Source organism: Novosphingobium sp. (assembly GCF_965214355.1).
In the GTDB taxonomy this organism is placed as follows: domain Bacteria; phylum Pseudomonadota; class Alphaproteobacteria; order Sphingomonadales; family Sphingomonadaceae; genus Novosphingobium.
Genome location: NZ_CBDCBI010000002.1, coordinates 4,059,507 through 4,078,422, shown reverse-complemented (window position 1 = coordinate 4,078,422; position 18,916 = coordinate 4,059,507). Strand labels below are relative to the sequence as shown.

Annotated in this window: 19 protein-coding genes and 1 tRNA gene; 11 read left to right on the top strand and 9 right to left on the bottom strand. The window is 64.7% G+C overall.

Annotation, left to right across the window (positions count from 1 at the left end; genetic code table 11):
• Nucleotides 1-34: 34 nt before the first annotated feature.
• From ACOOE2_RS18670 to ACOOE2_RS18635, 8 genes are all read left to right on the top strand, one after another.
• A complete protein-coding gene (locus ACOOE2_RS18670) occupies nt 35-913 on the top strand; it encodes an aldose 1-epimerase family protein (RefSeq protein WP_420384480.1) in 879 nt (292 codons plus the stop codon).
• Nucleotides 910-1,245: a hypothetical protein gene (locus ACOOE2_RS18665; protein WP_420384479.1), complete on the top strand. Its 336-nt coding sequence runs from the start codon at nt 910-912 to the stop codon at nt 1,243-1,245. The genes ACOOE2_RS18670 and ACOOE2_RS18665 overlap by 4 nt, the downstream gene beginning before the upstream one ends.
• Before the next feature lie 46 nt (nt 1,246-1,291).
• Entirely contained in the window at nt 1,292-2,818 is a 1,527-nt protein-coding gene (locus ACOOE2_RS18660; RefSeq protein ID WP_420384478.1) for a peptide chain release factor 3, read from the top strand.
• 220 nt (nt 2,819-3,038) lie between these two features.
• Nucleotides 3,039-3,908, top strand: coding sequence for an alpha/beta fold hydrolase (locus tag ACOOE2_RS18655; RefSeq protein ID WP_420384646.1), 870 nt, complete (start codon nt 3,039-3,041; stop codon nt 3,906-3,908).
• Nucleotides 3,909-4,082: 174 nt separating this feature from the next.
• Nucleotides 4,083-4,421, top strand: a complete 339-nt coding sequence (locus tag ACOOE2_RS18650) for a P-II family nitrogen regulator (RefSeq protein ID WP_420384477.1) — start codon at nt 4,083-4,085, stop codon at nt 4,419-4,421.
• 23 nt (nt 4,422-4,444) lie between these two features.
• Nucleotides 4,445-5,875: an ammonium transporter gene (locus ACOOE2_RS18645; protein ID WP_420384476.1), complete on the top strand. Its 1,431-nt coding sequence runs from the start codon at nt 4,445-4,447 to the stop codon at nt 5,873-5,875.
• Between the two features lie 178 nt (nt 5,876-6,053).
• On the top strand, nt 6,054-7,178 hold the full coding sequence (gene hisC / locus ACOOE2_RS18640; protein WP_420384475.1) for a histidinol-phosphate transaminase: 1,125 nt from the start codon (nt 6,054-6,056) through the stop codon (nt 7,176-7,178).
• Nucleotides 7,175-8,098 (top strand): prephenate/arogenate dehydrogenase family protein, encoded by a 924-nt coding sequence (locus tag ACOOE2_RS18635; protein ID WP_420384474.1) that lies wholly within the window; start codon nt 7,175-7,177, stop codon nt 8,096-8,098. Before hisC ends, ACOOE2_RS18635 begins: the two co-directional genes overlap by 4 nt.
• Nucleotides 8,099-8,117: 19 nt before the next feature.
• On the opposite strand, the gene ACOOE2_RS18630 is transcribed toward ACOOE2_RS18635, so the two are convergent.
• The 4 genes from ACOOE2_RS18630 to ftsE are packed head-to-tail and all read right to left on the bottom strand — an operon-like array spanning nt 8,118 to nt 11,133.
• Entirely contained in the window at nt 8,118-8,837 is a 720-nt protein-coding gene (locus ACOOE2_RS18630; protein ID WP_420384473.1) for a lysophospholipid acyltransferase family protein, read from the bottom strand.
• On the bottom strand, nt 8,827-9,450 hold the full coding sequence (locus ACOOE2_RS18625; protein WP_420384472.1) for a YdcF family protein: 624 nt from the start codon (nt 9,448-9,450) through the stop codon (nt 8,827-8,829). Before ACOOE2_RS18625 ends, ACOOE2_RS18630 begins: the two co-directional genes overlap by 11 nt.
• 10 nt (nt 9,451-9,460) lie before the next feature.
• Complete coding sequence (locus ACOOE2_RS18620; RefSeq protein ID WP_420384471.1) at nt 9,461-10,381, bottom strand: cell division protein FtsX; 921 nt, start codon at nt 10,379-10,381, stop codon at nt 9,461-9,463.
• Nucleotides 10,378-11,133: a cell division ATP-binding protein FtsE gene (ftsE, locus tag ACOOE2_RS18615; RefSeq protein WP_420384470.1), complete on the bottom strand. Its 756-nt coding sequence runs from the start codon at nt 11,131-11,133 to the stop codon at nt 10,378-10,380. Before ftsE ends, ACOOE2_RS18620 begins: the two co-directional genes overlap by 4 nt.
• Nucleotides 11,134-11,298: 165 nt before the next feature.
• Between ftsE and ACOOE2_RS18610 the strand changes: the two genes are divergently transcribed.
• Complete coding sequence (locus tag ACOOE2_RS18610; RefSeq protein ID WP_420384469.1) at nt 11,299-12,090, top strand: zinc-ribbon domain-containing protein; 792 nt, start codon at nt 11,299-11,301, stop codon at nt 12,088-12,090.
• Nucleotides 12,091-12,209: 119 nt separating this feature from the next.
• A tRNA-Leu gene (locus ACOOE2_RS18605) sits at nt 12,210-12,296 on the top strand.
• Between the two features lie 24 nt (nt 12,297-12,320).
• Here the strand turns inward: ACOOE2_RS18605 and ACOOE2_RS18600 are convergent.
• The 4 genes from ACOOE2_RS18600 to ACOOE2_RS18585 form a co-directional block, all read right to left on the bottom strand.
• On the bottom strand, nt 12,321-14,822 hold the full coding sequence (locus ACOOE2_RS18600) for a TonB-dependent receptor (protein ID WP_420384468.1): 2,502 nt from the start codon (nt 14,820-14,822) through the stop codon (nt 12,321-12,323).
• A 136-nt stretch (nt 14,823-14,958) separates the two neighbouring features.
• A complete protein-coding gene (locus ACOOE2_RS18595; RefSeq protein WP_420384467.1) occupies nt 14,959-15,459 on the bottom strand; it encodes a hypothetical protein in 501 nt (166 codons plus the stop codon).
• 102 nt (nt 15,460-15,561) lie between these two features.
• Complete coding sequence (locus ACOOE2_RS18590) at nt 15,562-15,972, bottom strand: DUF4112 domain-containing protein (RefSeq protein WP_420384466.1); 411 nt, start codon at nt 15,970-15,972, stop codon at nt 15,562-15,564.
• Nucleotides 15,973-16,068: 96 nt separating this feature from the next.
• Complete coding sequence (locus ACOOE2_RS18585; RefSeq protein WP_420384465.1) at nt 16,069-16,230, bottom strand: hypothetical protein; 162 nt, start codon at nt 16,228-16,230, stop codon at nt 16,069-16,071.
• Between the two features lie 216 nt (nt 16,231-16,446).
• Here ACOOE2_RS18585 and ACOOE2_RS18580 point away from each other — a divergent pair, with 216 nt between their 5' ends.
• Nucleotides 16,447-16,704 carry a hypothetical protein gene (locus ACOOE2_RS18580; protein ID WP_420384464.1) on the top strand — a complete coding sequence of 86 codons (258 nt, stop codon included), beginning with the start codon at nt 16,447-16,449 and terminating at the stop codon, nt 16,702-16,704.
• On the opposite strand, the gene ACOOE2_RS18575 is transcribed toward ACOOE2_RS18580, so the two are convergent.
• Nucleotides 16,695-18,845 carry a hypothetical protein gene (locus tag ACOOE2_RS18575; RefSeq protein ID WP_420384463.1) on the bottom strand — a complete coding sequence of 717 codons (2,151 nt, stop codon included), beginning with the start codon at nt 18,843-18,845 and terminating at the stop codon, nt 16,695-16,697. The genes ACOOE2_RS18580 and ACOOE2_RS18575 overlap by 10 nt on opposite strands.
• Nucleotides 18,846-18,916 lie beyond the last annotated feature (71 nt).

Sequence of the window (18,916 nt, the reverse complement as noted above, 5' to 3'; positions counted from 1 at the left end):
GAAGGGGAGGGGCTCAAGACAAGAAGGTGATTTGATGGATCTGATCACGATTGCGTCCGACAGGCTGGCCGTGTGCGTCAACCAGACCGGTGCGGAGCTGTGGTCGATCGCCGACCAGGCGGGCCGCAACTACATGACCGACGCCGATCCGGCGTTCTGGACGGGCCACGCGCCGGTGCTGTTTCCGGTGATCGGGTCGGTGGCGCATGACCGGATCGTGGTCGATGGCCAAGCTTATCCAATGGCGCGGCATGGTTTTGCGCGTCATGCGCATTTCGAAATCGTGGAACGGGGCGCGGATCATGTCCGCTTTCGCCTGCGCGACAGTGATGCGACCCGCACGCAGTATCCGTTCGCGTTTCAGCTCGACATGGCATTCCGGGTCAGCGGCTGGCATGTGGAGGTCAAGGCGCATGTTACGAACCCCGGTGACACCGACATGCCATTCAGTTTCGGCTTTCACCCGGCGTTCGCCTGGCCGCTGCCCGGCGGCGCGGACAAATCGGCGCATCGCCTGACCTTTGCCCAAGACGAACCCGAAGCGATCCACCGGCTTGACCAGACCACCGGTCTGCTCCTGCCAGAACCCGCCGCCAGCCCTGTGGTGGGCCGCGACCTGCCGCTGACGTCAGACCTGTTCGATAGCGATGCGATCGTCTGGACCGACCAGCGCAGCCGCGCGCTCACCTATGGCGCGCCGGGCGGGGCTTCGCTCGATATCGCGTTTCCCGATTCGCCGATGCTGGGGCTGTGGCAAAAGCCGGGCGCGCATTATATCTGCATCGAGCCATGGCAGGGCTATGCCGATCCGCAAGGGTTCGACGGCGAATTCGCCACCAAACCGGGGTTGGTTATTCTGCCACCAGGCGATACACATTCCTTGCATCTTTCAATTATGGTCCACCCTTCATGACGCTTCGGCCTTCTGTCTTGTTCGTGCTGCTGGGCGTGATCCTGGCAGTGCTGGTCGTGGTCGCAGTGTTCCTGCCGCGCGGGCCCGAAAAGCTGGCGTTGCGCGAAAGCACCAAGGTCGCGGGGCCGGAATTGCGGACGTGCCTGGCCACCGGGCTGGGCCTGGGCGCGTGGCAGGGGCCGCCGATCGCGATGCGCGCAAGCAAATTCGGGCTGCGCGTTGCGGTGTCCGACAACGGCAAGGGCCGGCAGGTCGGCCTGTTCACCGCGGGCGGCCAGGCGTTGACCAGCGGGCAGACCGCCGCCGTGCGCGCGTGCCTCGACCCGAAATAAAAAACCGGTCCCCCTTTTTAGCGGCATGGTCTAGTGGGCCTTCATCATGTCCAATCGCCGCACCTTCGCCATTATCTCGCATCCCGATGCCGGGAAAACCACACTGACCGAAAAACTGCTGCTGCAGGGCGGCGCCATCCACCTGGCGGGCGAGGTCAAGGCGCGCGGGGCAGCGCGGCGCGCGCGGTCGGACTGGATGAAGATCGAGCAACAGCGCGGCATTTCGGTGACCAGCTCGGTCATGACGTTCCAGAAAGACGACATCGTCTTCAATCTGCTCGACACCCCGGGCCACGAGGATTTTTCCGAAGACACCTATCGCACGCTGACCGCGGTCGATTCCGCGATCATGGTGATCGACGCGGCCAAGGGCATCGAGCCGCAGACGCGCAAGCTGTTCGAAGTGTGCCGGATGCGCAACGTGCCGATCATCACCTTTGTCAACAAGGTCGATCGCGAAGGCCGCAGCGTGTTCGAAACGCTCGATGAAGTGGCCGATGCACTGGCACTCGATGTCGTGCCGATGTCGTGGCCGGTGGGCATGGGCGGCATTTTCGAAGGGGTGATGAACTTTGCCACCGGCATGATCGCGCGACCCGAAGGCGACAGCCGCGAGTTTCTGGGCAAGCTCGATCCGGCAGAGGGCGCCAGGATCCCGCACGATATCGCCGAAGAAATCGAACTGGCGCAAGGCGGCTATCCGGCGTTCGATATCGCAGCCTATCGCCACGGCGACCTGACGCCGGTCTATTTCGGATCCGCGCTCAAAGGGTTTGGCGTCGCCGAACTGATCGATGCCATCGCCCGCTTTGCCCCGCCGCCGCGGCCACAATCGTCCGACGTGGGCGTGATCGAACCGACGCGTGCCGATGTTACCGGCTTCGTATTCAAGGTTCAGGCCAATATGGACCCGCAGCACCGCGACCGCATCGCATTCATGCGCCTGGTTTCGGGCACATTCCGCCGCGGCATGAAACTGATCCCGTCGGGCCTGGGCAAGCCGATCGCGGTGCATTCGCCGATCCTGTTCTTTGCGCAGGACCGCGAAATTGCCGATACAGCCGAAGCGGGCGATATCATCGGCATCCCCAACCACGGCACCCTGCGCGTCGGCGACACCCTGTCCGAACGCAACGACGTGCGCTTTACCGGCCTGCCCAACTTCGCCCCCGAAATCCTGCGCCGCGTCATCCTGAAAGACCCGACCAAGACCAAGCAATTGCGCAAGGCGCTCGACGACTTGTCCGAAGAGGGCGTGATTCAGGTGTTCTACCCCGAAATCGGCGCGCAGTGGATTGTCGGCGTCGTCGGGCAGCTGCAGCTCGACGTGCTGATTTCGCGGCTGGAGGCGGAATACAAAGTCGAAGCGGTGCTCGAACATTCGCCATTCGATACCGCGCGCTGGGTCAAGGGCAGCGAAATCGCGCTGCGCGGGTTTGCCGATTTCAACAAATCGAACCTGGCGCACGATCGCGATGGCGATCCGGTGTTCATGGCGCGATCGGCGTGGGACGTCAGCTATCAGCAGGAGCGCAATCCCGAGCTGACGTTTTCGGCAACAAAAGAGAGGTAGGGGCCGCCGGCGGCAAAGGGCTATTGCCCTTTGATCCCGTTACTGGGTTTGACCTGTATGCTTCCCGGCCGTTGCGTTCCGCTGCGCGGCGGGACACAAACGCAGAACCAGCGCGGCGCAAGACAAAAAACGGGATCAAAGGGCAATAGCCCTTTGCCGCCGGAGGCAAAAACGACTCAAAGACTTGCCAGCGCGAACCCCGCACGGCAAGCACATGGGCATGAACCTGCTAGGCCCCACTTCGAACACGCTGATCTCGCAACGCCTGCGGCTGCATTATGTCGACTGGGGCAATGTGGAAAAGCCGCCGCTGCTGCTGATCCACGGCGGACGCGACCATTGCCGCAGCTGGGACTGGACCGCGCATGCATTGCGCGATGACTGGCACGTGATTGCGCTCGACCATCGCGGGCATGGCGACAGCGAGTGGGTGTCGGACGGCAATTACCGCATCATGGACATGGTCTATGACGTGGCGCAGCTGGTACACCAGCTCGGCCTTGCGCCGGTGACGATCGTATCGCATTCGATGGGCGCCAATGTGTCGCTGCGCTATGCCGGGCTGTTTCCCGAGGATGTGCGCAAGCTGGTCGCGATCGAGGGGATTTTTCCCACGCCCGAATGGGAAAGGCGGATGAAGGATGTGCCGTTTGCGCGGCGCGTGCGCGATTACATCGGCGAAAAGCGCAAGGCGGCGGGACGGCTGCCGCGGCGGTATCCGACGCTGGGCGATGCCTATGCGCGTATGAAGACCGAAAACCCGTATCTGACCGACGCCCAGGCGCGGCACCTGACCACGCACGGGATCAACCGCAACGAAGACGGCACGTTCAGCTGGAAATTCGATCCTTACGTCCATATCGATCACCCGTACGACATCTCGACCGAGCGCAAGCACGAGCTGTGGGAGGCGATCACGTGCCCCACGCTGCTGCTCAATGGCGCCGATTCGTGGGCGGGCAATCCGGAGATTGACGGCCGCATCAGCCATTTCCGCAACGGCAAAGTTATCGAATTCGAAAACGCCGGGCACTGGCTGCACCATGACCAGTTCGACCGGTTTATCGCGACGCTGAAGGATTTTCTGTAACCGGCCCCATGCCTAATTTTTAGGCATGTCCTGCGCGATGCCCACAATTCGGGCGCATAAGGCAATCCCTAAACCCGTAAGAACGCCCGATACGCAACATTACTGATCTGGCACGCCCCTTGCTGTGCCTTTTGTTGGCGCCCGGCTGTTTGCCGGGCCAAACGGGGGGCAGGCATGAAATTCATCATCGCCATCATCAAGCCGTTCAAGCTCGACGAAGTGCGCGAAGCGCTGTCGGGGCTGGGCGTTGCCGGGATGACGGTGTCGGAAGTCAAGGGGTTCGGGCGGCAGAAAGGCCAGACCGAGATCTATCGTGGCGCCGAATACACCACCAATATGCTGCCCAAGGTCAAGCTCGAGATCGCCGCATCCGACGATCTGGCGCCGCGCATCATCGAAACGATCCAGCAGACCGCCAGCACCGAGGCGATCGGCGATGGCAAGATTTTCGTGATCGACCTGGCATCGGCTACGCGTATCCGTACCGGCGAAACGGGGGATACTGCGCTGTGAGCAACGAAATGAAGGGGAACCCAATGATCCGCAAGATGATCAGCGGCTTTGTCGCAGCGGGGCTGATGCTCGGCGCGACATCGGCGGCGTTCGCGCAGGCCGCGATGATCAAGGCACCGACCGCCGCGCAACAGCTGACGATGGTCAACAAGGGCGACACCACCTGGATGCTGATGTCGTCGGTGCTGGTGCTGATGATGTCGGTCCCGGGCCTGGCGCTGTTTTACGGCGGCCTGGTGCGCACCAAGAATATGCTCAGCGTGCTGATGCAGGTGTTCATGATCGTATCGGTATGCGGCCTGTTGTGGGCGACATACGGCTATTCGCTGGCGTTCACGACCAATTCGGTGCCCGCGCTGCTGCCGTTCGTCGGCGGATTGTCGAAAATCGGCATGGTCGGGATCACCAGCACCTCGACCGCGGCGACGTTCTCAAACAACGTCTATATCCCCGAGCTTGCGTATTTCGTGTTCCAGATGACGTTTGCGATGATCACCCCGGCGTTGATCGTCGGGTCGTTTGCCGAACGCATCAGGTTCACCCCGCTGATTGTGTTCGTCGTGCTGTGGTCGACGATCGTGTATTATCCGGTCGCGCACATGGTGTGGTACTTTGCCGGGCCCGATTTCATGAAGGACACGCCGAACGAGGCGGGTTTCCTCAACCACATCGGCGCGCTCGATTTTGCCGGCGGCACCGTGGTGCATATCAACGCCGGGATCGCGGGCATGGTCGGGTGCCTGATGATCGGCAAACGGGTCGGTTTCGGGCGTGAAAACACCCCGCCGCATTCGTTGACGATGACGATGATCGGCGCTTCGCTGTTGTGGGTCGGCTGGTTCGGCTTCAACGCCGGGTCCAATCTCGAAGCCAACGGCGTTGCGGGCATCGCGTTCGTCAACACGATGCTGGCAACATGCGCCGCTGCGGTCAGCTGGGCGGTGATCGAACAGATCATGCATGCCAAGCCGTCGATGCTGGGCGCAGCCTCGGGCGCGGTGGCGGGCCTGGTCGCGATCACGCCGGCATCGGGCTATGCCCATCCGATGACGTCGATCGTGCTGGGTCTGATCGTATCGCCGATCTGTTACGTGTTCGTCACCAAGGTCAAGAACACGTTCAAATACGACGATACGCTCGACGTGTTCGGCGTGCACTGCATCGGCGGCATCACCGGCGCGCTGGCGACCGCGATTGTCGCCAATCCGCACCTCGGCGGGCAGGGCATCACCGATTACACGCAGTTTCCGTCGGTCGTCGCGACCAGCTACGACACGCTGGGCCAGCTGCTGATCCAGTTCAAGGCGGTGATCATCACGCTGGTGTGGTCGGGCGGCGTTTCGGCGGCGCTGTTCTTCGTGATCGACAAGACGATGGGCCTGCGTCCGCCCGAAGAAGCCGAGCGCGAAGGGCTCGACATCACCGAGCACGGCGAACGCGCCTATAATTATTGAGCTTGGCGGGGGGGCCAGGTGACCTCTCCCCATCCGGACCACCCCGCCAGATGAACGGGCCGGGAGCTAGCGCTTCCGGCCCGTTTTTTCCCCAGCCGGCCTCCGCAGGGGAGGGCTTTTGCGGGCGCGTGGTCTGTACAGTTTCCATCATGGCCAAACCCGGTTATGGCCCCGGCGCATGACCGAGCCTGCAAACGCCGCAACCCCCGATCGCCCGCAGCCAAAGCCATGGGTCGCCGCGATCCACGCCTATGTCCCGGGCAAATCGACCGGCGCCGATGGCCAGGCGCTGATCAAGCTGTCGGCCAATGAAAACCCGCTCGGCACCAGCGCGGCGGCGCAGGCCGCGCGCCATGATGCGGGCGACCAGGCGCGCTATCCCGATCCCGACAGTGTGGCGCTGCGCCAGGCGCTCGGCGCGCTGCATGGCATTGCGCCGCAACGCCTGGTCATGGGCACCGGCTCGGACGAACTGCTCAATCTCGCCGCGCAGGCTTATGCCGGGCCCGGCGATGATGTGGTCTATGTCCGCTATGGCTTTTCGGTCTACGACATCGCGGCGCGCCGGTGCGGCGCCATGCCGATCGTGGCGCCCGACACCGATTACGGCACCGATGTCGATGCACTGCTCGCCGCCGTTACCCCGGCCACGCGCGTGGTGTTCCTGGCCAATCCCAACAATCCCACCGGCAGCTATATCGGCCGCGATGCCATCGCGCGGCTCCACGCCGGCTTGCGCCCCGACATTCTGCTGGTGATCGACCAGGCATATGCCGAATACGTCGATGCCGCTGTCGATGATGGCGCGCTCGCGCTTGCGGCGAGTGCGACCAATGTGCTGGTAACGCGCACGTTTTCGAAAATCTACGGGCTGGCGGGCGAACGCGTCGGCTGGGCGACGGGCGACGCCGCGTTGGTCGACATGCTCAACCGCATCCGCGGGCCGTTCAATCTGTCGCTCAGCGCGCAGGCGACCGCGCTGGCAGCGGTGGGCGATCAGGAGTTTGTTGCAGCGTCGCGCGATCACAACACCCGCGAGCGCGCGCGTTTCGTCGCCAGCCTGACCGCGCTTGGCAACCACGGGGTGCGCCCGCTGCCAAGCGAAGCCAATTTCGTGCTGATTGAATTCACCGGGGCGCTGACGGCGCAATCGGCGTATCTCGGCCTGATGGACCATGGCTACATCACGCGCTGGCTGCCAGGGCAGGGCCTGCCGCAATGCCTGCGCATCACGATCGGTACCGCGGCGCAAATGGACGAAATCGCCGACGCGCTGGCGCAGATGGCCGGCAGCGCAGCATGAGTGCGCCTTTCCATCACGTCGCCGTCATCGGCCTGGGCCTGCTCGGCAGTTCGGTTGCGCATGCCGTGCACGCCAGCCTGCCCGGCACCCGCGTTACCGGGTTTGACGCAGAGCCCACCGTGCGCGAGCGTGCCCGGGTCATCGGCATGGCCGATACGATCGCCGATACCGCCGCGCAGGCTGTCACCGGCGCCGATCTCGTCGTGCTGTGCGTCCCTGTCGGCGCGATGGCCGACGCGGCGCACGCGATGGCACCGGGTCTGGCGCCGGGCGTGGTCATCAGCGATGTCGGATCGAGCAAGGCCAGCGTCGGCGCTGCGCTCGCCGCCGCGCTGCCCGGCCACCGCGTCATCCCCGCGCATCCGGTCGCCGGCACCGAACAAAGCGGGCCGGACGCCGGCTTTGCGACTCTGTTCCGCAACCGCTGGTGCATCCTGACCCCGCCCGCCGACGCCGACCCTGCCGATCTGGCACGCATGGTTGCGTTCTGGGAGGCGCTGGGCGCGCGGGTAGAAACGATGGACGCCGAACACCACGACCTCGTGCTCGCCGTCACCAGCCACCTGCCGCACCTGATCGCCTATACCATCGTCGGCACCGCGTCGGACCTCGAACGTGTCACCCAGAGCGAAGTGATCAAGTTCTCCGCCGGCGGCTTTCGCGATTTCACGCGTATCGCCGCCTCTGATCCGACGATGTGGCGCGACGTGTTCCTGACCAACCGCGATGCCGTGCTCGACATGCTCGGCCGCTTCAGCCGCGATCTCGCCGAGCTCGAAACCGCAATTCGCGCAGACGATGGGGCGACGCTGTTCGACCACTTCACCCGCACCCGCGCAATCCGCCGCTCGATCATCGAAATGGGCCAGGACGACGCGCGGCCTGATTTCGGGCGCGGGGATCATGTGGGGGCCGAGTAAGGGCCGGAGGCAAAAAAGATCAATCGTTCAGAACATTGATCGCCGCAACCACCGCTGCCTCGACCGCATCACGGGTCAATCCCACGGGAATTTCGGCCCCGATCCGATAGCGGATCACGCCGGCGCGCTTCCACCGGCGGTGGTACAGCGGTCCGCTGTCCACCGCGATCGGCACCACCGGCAGGTTGGCCATCTTGTACAGCCCGGCAAAGCCCGCCTGCAGCGGCGCTTGCGTGTTGTGGGGCACGCGGGTGCCTTCGGGAAAGATCACCAGCGGCCGCGCGGCGCCGATGGCGTTGGCGCGCATGGTGCGGATCATCGATCGCAGCGCGCGCGCGCCGGCCTCGCGATCGACCGCGATCAGGCCATAGCGGATGCCGAGCCGGCCCCACATCGGGATCGTCAGCAATTGCTGTTTGGCAAAGATCATCGGATTGTGCAGCAGCGCGGGCAGATCGATCGCTTCGAAAAAGGATTCGTGACGCATCGCGACGAGCACGGGGTGATCCGGCATGGCTCCTTCGATAGCGATGGTGATGCCCAGGATATGACGGCAGCACCAGCGATGCCAGCGGCACCAGACGCGGACCATGGTGAACAGCGCGCCGCGCGGCAACAACAGCGTGGTCATGTTGAACGCGATCAGCGGCAGGCTGCCACCGTAAAACACGGAATAAAACAGGCAGTTGCGGACGATTTCGCCCAAAGTAGGAGCCGCGTTGCTGGGATTAGAAGGCATGCCCCGATCCCGATGAGCGTGTGTGTGGGGGGCGCGGTGCGTCGGGCCAGTTGACGAGCCAGGCGGCGATCCGCGCGAGGAACTTGTTGTATTCGACAAACAGCGCTTTCATCGACGGATGCGACGGTACCGCGTCCTCGATAATGATCAGGCGGCCCGGAATGAGATAAGTGCGCGCGGCAACGCGCAAGTCGAACGCTGCGCGGCGCATGTGCCAGTCGGTGGTGATCAGGCGCACCGAATGGATATCGTTGTGCGCGACCCAGTCGCTGGCCTCGCGCGCATTGGAACGGGTGTCGAACGATTCATACCCGAGCGTCACGCAACAGGCGCGTTGCGCTGATGTAACGCCGTATTCGGTGTCGAAATGCGATGGCGTCACTTCGCTGTCGACGCCGGCGATCAGCAGGCGCTCGGCCTGGCCGGCGCGCAACACGGACAGCCCGCGCGCGATGCGGCCGGGGCCACCGGTCAGCGCGATCGCGCCATCGGTATGCGTATCGCCGGCCGGGCGCGGCAGAAACAGCGCGAACCACAAGAATCCCAGGATCCAGGCCAGCAAAACCAGGGAAAACAAACGGCGGATCAGGCCGGCGGGCTTTATACGGCGCATTCGGACGACCCTACAGCATCCGCCGCAGCGCGGAAAGCACCGTTAAACGCGCGGTAAGCACGGCCAGCGCAACCCCGGCCAGCGGGATCAGCACGATCAACAGCCAGTCGGTCAGCCCCAGCGCCGCGCCCGCGACCATGCCCGACCCCAGCGCAGAGAATTGCCGGCCCAGGATGACGATCGCGATCGCGCCGGTAAACAGCCCGACCATGCCGCCGATTGCGGCATCCATCGCCGCGGTGCGCTGGAACACCCGCGCGATCTGCGGGTCCGTGCCGCCCAGCATATGCACGATTTCGATCGTCTGGCGGTGCGTGACGAGTGCATTGCGCGCCGACAGCACCACCGCGGCAATCGTGGCCAGCGCCAGCAGGGCGATCAGGCCACCTGCCAGCCATTGCAGCGTGCCGATCGCGCGGAACACCGGGGTCAGCCAGCCCGATTGCGCATCGACCCGCGCGGCCGGGGCCACGGATGCGATCTGGGCGCGCAAGCTGTCGACACGCGCGGGGGTGGCCGGGCTGTCGAGCCGCAGATCGATCAGCGCCGGGATCGGCAGGTCGTCGATTGTATCGCCGGGCCGTGTGCCCAGCCAAGGCTCGAGCAAGGCATCGAGTTCGGTTTGCGCCACGTGGCGCGCTTCGATCACACCGGGCGCGTGTTGCAGCACCGCCAGCGCCGCATCGGCCTGGCGATTGCGATCCGCGGGTGCGGCCGACACGATCTGCACCGTGACCCCGCCGACGAGATCGGCATCGGCGCGCGCGGCGGCGTTGCGCAGCGCCAGGCCGCTGGCCGCTGCAATCACGGTCAGCGCGATGACGATCGCGATCACCCACGGCATCGGGCTGCCCATGCGCGGATCGGGCAGCAGCGCGGAATCATCGCCGGGTGATCCCTTCAGCGAGCCGAACAGAGCCGAGGCGTTCACGAGACCAGGAACCCCAGCGGCGGATCGTCGAAGTCGCCTTTCGCGCGGCGCGGCGGATAGCGCAGCGCGCCGGTCGGGTCGGACAGGCGGCCCTTGTCGAGCCGCATGATCAGCGATTCCGGGACCTTGCGGATCAGATGCACGTCATGCGTGGCGACCACCACGGTCGTGCCCAGCCGGTTGAGGCTTTCGAACAGTTGCAGCAGCTTCATCGCCATGTCGGGATCGACGTTGCCGGTCGGTTCGTCGGCGACGAGCATGTCGGGCCGCGCGATCACCGCGCGCGCGATCGCCACGCGCTGCTGCTCTCCGCCCGACAGCGTGGGCGGCCGGGCATGGCTGCGATCGCCGAGCCCGACCCAGTCGAGCATTTCGGTCACGGGCTTCAGGATCTCGCGCTCGCTCACCCCGGCGACGCGCAACGGCAGCGCGACATTGTCGAACGCGGACAGATGCTGGACCAGGCGGAAATCCTGAAACACGACGCCCAGCCGGCGGCGAAACCCGGGCAGTCGCTCGCGCGACAATGTGATCGCATCGGTGCCGAACATGCGGATCAGCCCGCGCGACGGCCGCTGCGCCAGGTACAGCAATTTCAAAAGGCTGGTCTTGCCCGCGCCCGATGCCCCGGTCAGGAAATAGAACAGGCCCGGGTAAAGCGTGAACGAGACATCGGTCAGCACTTCCTTGTCGGTGCCATAGCGCAGCCCGACGTTGTCGAATTGCACGATTTCCGCATCAGGCTGGCTCATGGTCGCAGGTCGAGGCTTCTCTGGCTGAACAGGCGCCAGTCTGGTGCCACGTTTGAGGGCTTTGGGCCACACTACGCGTCAATGCATGTGGAAAAAAGGCCGGCGACGCAATTCATTATGACAAGGCCTATTGTTTCCGGACACGCAGGCTTGTTAAACCCGGGCATGATAATTGCCTGTCCTGCATGTTCGACGCGCTATGTCGTACCCGACAGCGCGATCGGCGTGGACGGGCGCACGGTGCGCTGTGCCAATTGCCGCCACAGCTGGTTCCAGGCGGGGCCCGAATTGCCGCCCCGCGCCGAAGTCACCGCGGAACCAGCACCCGAAACCGTCAGCCCACGCGCCGTGGCGCCGCAGCCGGAACCCGTTGCAACGCCAGTGCCTGCGGCCCGTACGGTACCGGTGCCAGCCATGGATGGTCCCGTCGTCCCTCCGGCACCGGTCGTAACGCCCCCGCGCCCTTCGCCGCCGCCGGCGGATGACGAGGACCGTTCGGTCTTCGCCCCCGAACCGCCATTCCGCCCGCGCCGCAATCCGCTGAAAATATGGACCGCAGCAGCAGTCGGCTTTGCCGTCGTGGTTACCGCGCTGATCGGCGCCGGCGCGTATTTCGGCATGCCCGACTGGCTGCCCGTGGCCACGGCGACCTTCGGCGCGACACGCCCCGATCTGGAACTGGCGTTCCCCGCCGACCGCCAGGACCGCCGCACATTGCCCAATGGCACCGAATATTTCGGTGCCAGCGGCACCGTCACGAATGTCGGAAAAGACGTGCGCGAAGTGCCGCCGATCCTGATCGTGCTGCGCGATGCCAAAAACCGCATCGTCTATACCTGGAACGTGATCCCGCCGCGCGATGTGCTGAAACCCGGCGAAAGCGAAACGATCAACGAGGCCGTAACCGACGTGCCAAAGACCGCACGCTACGCCGAAATCGGCTGGAAACCCGAATAGCCGGGAATTCCGGTTCCGGCACCTGTCAAAACGAGGTTGCACGCCGCACGGCCCTTTGCTAGGGGCCCGCTCCTACCCCGACGGTGCGCCGGCCACTGGCCTTGCCCCGTTTGCGACGTGCGGTCGTGGCGGAATTGGTAGACGCGCAACGTTGAGGTCGTTGTGGCCGAAAGGCCGTGGAAGTTCGAGTCTTCTCGACCGCACCAGACAGTCTGCATGACAGACCGAATTCACTCCCCTGGATTGGCGTGGTCTACGGACAGACGCGGCCTGCCAAAGCTGTAGCGCACGCCGCCCATAAAGGCGCGGCCCTGCGCCGGGGTGCGGAACTGTTCCTCGGTGCCGTTGAAGATATTGCCGCCCATCACGGCGAACGTCGCATAATGCACGCCGAACAGATTGGTGACTGTGCCGAACAGCTCGACGTGGCGGAGCGGGGTGACGTGGATGTCGACATTGACCAGCGTGTAGCCCGGCACTGCGACGCCGGCGTTGGCTTCGTCACCGTGGGCATACTGGTGCGACACCATGATCAGGTTGGCGCCCAGCACCACCGCGCGGGTGGGTTGGAACGTGCTGCGCAGTTTGAATGACTGGCCGGGCACTCCGGTGATGTGGCTGCCTGGCGCGACGGTATCGCCCGCGGCATCGATGAAGCTGGCGCGATAGGTGGCCGCGACATGGCCGTAGCTGGCGGCAAGATGCACCTGCTCGAGATCGGCATCGAGGCCCAGTTCAAACCCCTTGCGCGCGGTCCTGCCCAGGTTGGCGAAATAGCCGAGGCCGGACGGGGCGTAGATGAACTGGATGTCGTTATCGACCAGCGTGCGATAGACCGCCGCATTCCACGCAAAGCGTCCGGCATACGTGCCGCGCGCGCCCAGCTCCAGGCTGTGCGCGACGACGGCTTTCAAAGCGGGATCGCCGTTGAAGCCGGTGGGCAGCGAACATGGCGTGGTCGGATCGGCGCAGGCCAGCTCGATCGCGGTCGGTGCGCGCATCGCCTCGCTGGCATTGGCGAAAAACCCCAGCTCGGCGCGCGGGTTCCACGCCAGCCCGATCGAGGGATTGAGGCGATGGTAGGTATGCGCGCCTGTTACCGGCTGCACTTCGGGCCCTGCGATATCGCCGTCCGCCGCAGTGACCGTGGCGAACGCCCCGTTCGCCGTCTCCCAGCTCTGCGCGCCGGTATAGGCGGGGTTGTAATACGTGTTGCCGTCGTTCCCCGTCCACGTCGCGTTGCCGGCGGGATCGAGCCAGGTCGTGTTGGTGCCCGACAGCGACAGGTGGGTGAATGTATAGCTCAGCGCGGCGGACAGCGTAAGCTTTGGCGTCAGCAGGACACGATCGCGGGCGAAGACGTTGAACGATGTGCTGTGCGACGTGATCGCCACGCGGTTGATCAGCGGGCTGCCCCGAAAACCGGTGTCGCTGCCGTACAGGAAATTCCATGGCATCGGCACGGTCTGATAATTCACCAGATAAGCCAGATCTGTGTTCTGCACGTAGCGGATCGACGACGTTTCAAAGCTGCCGCCCAGATTGAAATCGCTGCCCAGCGGCCCCCGCGGCGATCCGAGATCGAGCAGCACAGTGCCGCCCCAGGTGTTCTGCCGCACAACGGACAGGACCAGCGTCGTGTTGATCCCGCTGGTATAGTCATGGATCGGCAGCGCGCCGGTATAGGACTTGCCGGCCGGGAACAGACTGTCGGTGTCCAGATCGCGCGCCGTGCCGCCGGGCGCCAGCGCGCTGCAATCGATCGCGCCGCTTTCGCACGCGTCGCCCAGGCTGGCATTGCTGTTGGCCGAATGACTGTTCGACCGGCGATAATACACATTGCCGCCGAGTTTGAGCGCCGGCGCGAGGTGCGTTTCGGCCTTGAGGTTGATGACCAGCTGGGTGTTCGACACCGTGTCGGGCCAGGTATACGCCCTGCGCGGCATGCCGAGCATCGACAGCGGCAGCCCTTGCGTGCCGTTCAGAGTGCTGTCGGCCGCGATCACGCCCAGTTCGGCCTGGCTGGCGATGCCTTGCCAGCGCAGCTTGCCATAGGCCTGGCTGACGCGGGTGTGGGTGTACCAGCGATAGCCGTCCTGGACATCCTGGTTACCGGCGACGAACCAGTCGATCGTCCGGTTCGCCAGCGTGCCGCCGGCTTCGACTTGCGCATTTGCCCGCGCAAACGATCCGCCCTGCACGATCACGCCGAGGCCGCCGTTATCCGCGCCGTTCTTCGTCGCGAGCACCAGTGCGCCGCCCAGCGTGTTCAGCCCGAACAGCGGGTTTGACCCCGGCATCACCTCGATCGTGCCGATCGCATTCAGCGGGATCAGATCCCAGTTGACAGTCGACCCGAACGGTTCGTTCATCCGCACGCCGTCGAGCCAGACCGACAATCCGGTCGGCGATCCCAGCAGCGACGTCGCCTGAAACCCGCGATAGGATACATCGCTCTGGTATGGGCTGCCGGTGCCGTTGCTCAGCGTCACCGAGCCAAGACCAGCATCGAGCAGGTCGGCCAGATTGGCATGATCCTGCCGGGTCAGCGGATCACCCGACAGCACTTGCCCGTTGACCGGGGTATCTGTCAGCGAGATGCTGTCGCCTGAAACAGGCGCCGTGACCACGATCCGGGCGGCCGGCGCATCGTCTGCGCGCGCGCATGCGGGGACTGCGGTGGCAGCAGCCCCCGCAAGCAGCGCAATCCGCAACACAGCGGCATTTGCCATTCCCGATGTCCGATCCCGCTGGTCGCCGCCTGCGCCATGGTATGGCACAGGCGGGGCCCGCGAAATCGCGATTCATGCCAATCTGGCGCCGCTTGCGGTTGCATCAGCGCATGTGCGGCGCCGGTGTGGCCCGGGATCAGAAATGCCAGGCCTGCATGGCCGCAGCCGTCATCCGCCCGGCATTGTCGACGTGCTGTGTCGCGCGGTTGCGCAGGCCGCGCGCTGCCGGATTGTCTTCCTCGTGCGCCAGGTCGGCATGCGCGCGCTGCAGCAGCGCCATCGCCTTGTGCAGACGGCCGCCATGGTCGCCCCAGGCAAAATCGGCAGGGGGCTGATCGTCGATGTTCTTGTCGTCGATCACCGACGCCTGGCGAAGGTCCTGATAGGCCGCGCGAATTTCACCCAGGGCGCGCTGTTCCTGCGCACCCTGCACCGGATCGGTCGGCGCGCGATGCTGAATCAGCCAGTACGCCGAGCGCAAGTCGGCCATGGCGTGCAGATATCCGGGATGCTGGCTCCACCATGGGCTGGACTGCGGCGGGGGCGGGCCCCACGGCTGCGCGCTGGCGGTGGTTGCCCCGGTTATTGCGCCGGTCAATATCGTGGCGGTCAGGGCGCCCAGAATGATCTTGTGCATGCGTTCAAACTCCCGATTTGTGATCCCGGGAGTGCAATGGCTGACCACGTTTGAACGAAACATGGCACGTTCGATGTGATACGTTCAGAATTTCGACTTAGTTTATGAACGCATGCGCGCCAGATGGCGATGCACGATTTTCATGTTGCGCTGGTTTACCTTGAACACCGCATCGAACGCATCGCCAAAAAACGGGATGGATCCAACCGTCGCATGCACCGCCAGATTGGCAACCATCCGCGCGATCTTGCGACGCGGCAGGCCGAGATTGTGCGCTTCCCAGATGATATAGCTCGATAACAGTGTCGTCACGATATCGCCGATGCCCGGAATCAGCCCGATCACGGCGTCGATACCCACCGTGCGTTTCGTGCCGGGCACCACGAAGGCCGAATCGAGCAGTCTTGCCACCATGTCCATGCGCGCGGCAGCATCGCCGCGTGATGACACTGTGCTTTTCAGCAACCCGGCAATATCATGCGCATTGATCGGGCGTTCATGGATATTGTCCATGGGGCGTGGTCCTTGCAGTGTCCGTTACGAACAGGAGTGTGCCTCGAAAGTTGGTGTGCAATGGATCACGCTTCAAGGGCGCGTGCGCGCGAAGCCTCAGTTCACGCCATTGACGAGGAAAAAGATCACCGAGGTTGCGACCATTGCGGCACTCGCGATCGCGATCAGCCGGTTGGTCGAACGCTGCGCCGCCTTGTCCAGGTTCACCGGACGACCGGGCAGAGGGCTCGGTTGCACAGGGCGGTCGGTGACAGGCATGAGGCGTATCCCTTGGCTGCGATCGTTTGCGCACCATGCGATACTATGCGCCTCTTGCAAAGTTTGTATGAAGCGACGCTGCGCATCTGCGCGCAACCCGGATACCTTTCCCGCCTGAGCCGGCATGACGCATTTTGTGGAATACCGAGGGAATTATGGCAATCGGGAACGAACTCCCTTATCGCGCTGCCACCCTTTTCCACGAAAGACACAGCCGTGACATTGCCGCTAACGATGCAGGACCCGCAGGACCATTTCGCCTATTGCGTACAGATGCTGGGCGGCACCACGGCCGCATCGCGCCGGCTCGGCATCGATGAGCGCGCGATCCGTCGGTTTGTCAGCGGCGAGCGGCCGGTCAGCACCCGCCTGCTCGAAGACACGTCACAGGCGCTGGGCGCGCTGATCGCCGACGCCCAGGCGGCGCAGCAGCGTATCGCCGAAACGATCCGGATGGCACCCGATCAGGGATAGGCGGCGCGCAGCACGGTGATCGAATAGGCAGGCAGCACGATCGGCCCGCCTTCCGCAACGGTCTGGTGCGGTGGATCGTCGCGCGTCGGATGGCCGTTGACGCCATCGGCTTTCCACACATATTGCGCCGGGCCGTACTGGACCAGCTCGTAAGGCCCGCGCAGATCGGTGGCGCGATTGCCGGTATGCGCGATCACCGAAATGCCCACGCGGTGCGCGTGCCTGGCATCGCGGTTGATCACCAGCAGCGACAGGCGCCCATCGGGGCGGCGCAGCGGATAGGCAGTGATCGCATCGGTCAGGCTGGTTTTGGGTGCATGCCAGTCGGCGCGATACAGCGTGTGCTCGCCATGGCCGGGCATCGCCCATTGCTGGCTCAGCATGGCCGCGCCCCAGAACGCGGGCGTGTGCCACGACACCCGGCCCCTGGCGTCCTGCCCGTACAGCATCAGCTCGCCATACCCCGCGCACTCGTTTTCAGGTTCGAACAGCTGTTCGGGCCCGTAACCGAGCATGAACGTCTGCCGCCCGCCCAGCGTCAGAAATTTGGCGACCATGTCCGCGCCAAACAGGCCCTCGGGCAGTTCGACCGCATTCTGTCCCGAAAACGCCGACATGCCATATTCGACCAGCGACAGCGGCATCGTGGCCGGCACACCATCCGATCGCAGCCGCGCGACCCCGTCGGCCAGCGCGCGATCGGCGCCGCGCAGTTTCGTGTCGATCGCGCCGCAGGGGGTGTCGAACGGATAATGTTCATAGGTAAAATCGTTCAGGTCGCCCGATCCGCCCCGCGCGCGCAGATCCTGGAGAAAACGCCGCGTCCACGAATGATCGGGCGTATCGTCGAGCCAGGTGTCCGACACCGCATCCTGCAGACCCGGCCCGGCCAGCTTCATCCGCGGCGCAACCGCGCGGATCGCGGCGGCGGTCTGGCGGTACATCTCGGCAAAATCCTCGGGCGCGATGTTCTGGCCGTCGGGTTCCAGGCCGATGCCGACTTCGCCCACCGGATAGCCGCGCGCCGCCAGAAAGCGGATCTGCGCCGCGGTGTTTTCGGGCGTATCGTAAAATGCGCCGACATTGAGCAGGATCGGTGCGCCATTGGCCAACCCGCTGTGGAACAGGAAGTCGAATCCGGGTTGCTCGGTGTCGATGTCGCGGTCGCTGCTGCGATGCCAGGGGTCGGTCGATGACACATAGATATTGGTCTGGCCATGATTTGTGCGCGCATGCCGGACCGCGTCGTGGAACGCACCATCGCGCCCGATCGTGCCCAGCCCGATTTCGCGGATGGCAAAGCCCATGGCATCGCGTGGATCGTGCCCGGCGCGGGGGAGGGCGGTATGCGACGACGCCTGCAGGAAAATGCGCACGTACGTCGTGTGCCGGGGCGCATCGCCCAGCGGCAGGATCTGGTCACCGCCGGAGCCTTGCGTCACTTTGCCGCGCGGAAATGGCACCCAGCGGCCCTCGTCGTCGTATTCGTCGGCCCCGGTCCAGCGCTGCACTTCATAGCGGCGGGCATAGGGCTGGGCCCACTGGATGCGCGCCGCCGAAATCGCGGTTGGCGCGGGCAACGACACCACCACCCATTGCGGCCGCGCGCGGCGATGGGTGTAAGCGCTGTCGAGATAGGGGTTCGATTTCCAGAACGTCGCGGTATCGCCATCGTCGATCCGCGAATACCCCATGTCATTGGCCTGGTCGGTGGTGTCGCCGCGCCGGGGCAGGAAATAGCCCCATCCGGTCCGGACCGGTTTGCGCGGATGGTCGGACCCGGTCCAATACCCCTGCGCATGGCCCGGATCGCTCCACTGGCCTTCCTCGCTCCAGTGCCAGGCCTCTATCCCCAGTTCCGAGCGCAAGTTGTAGGCGATCGGCCGCAACCCGGCGCGTTTCAGCGCGGCGATGTTGGCCGGCGTATAGGTTCCCGCCACCCGCCCGTGCTGCAATCCGTCGACCACCGCGCCGAATGCGTCATCGGGGGCAAAACGATTGGTCGGCGCCGATGCGAGATCGATGACGATCTGTTCGTCGGCAGGCGCAGGCTTGCGGGTGGATTTGGTGGCAGCAGCATGGCCACAGGCGGCCAGGACGAAACATGCAAGGCAGACCCAGTTCCTGATTCCAGCCTGCATGCGCAACCATACTCCCTAAAACGCGCCCGCTATCGCGCAAAGTCGTGGCGGGCGACAGGGAAATCCGTCCG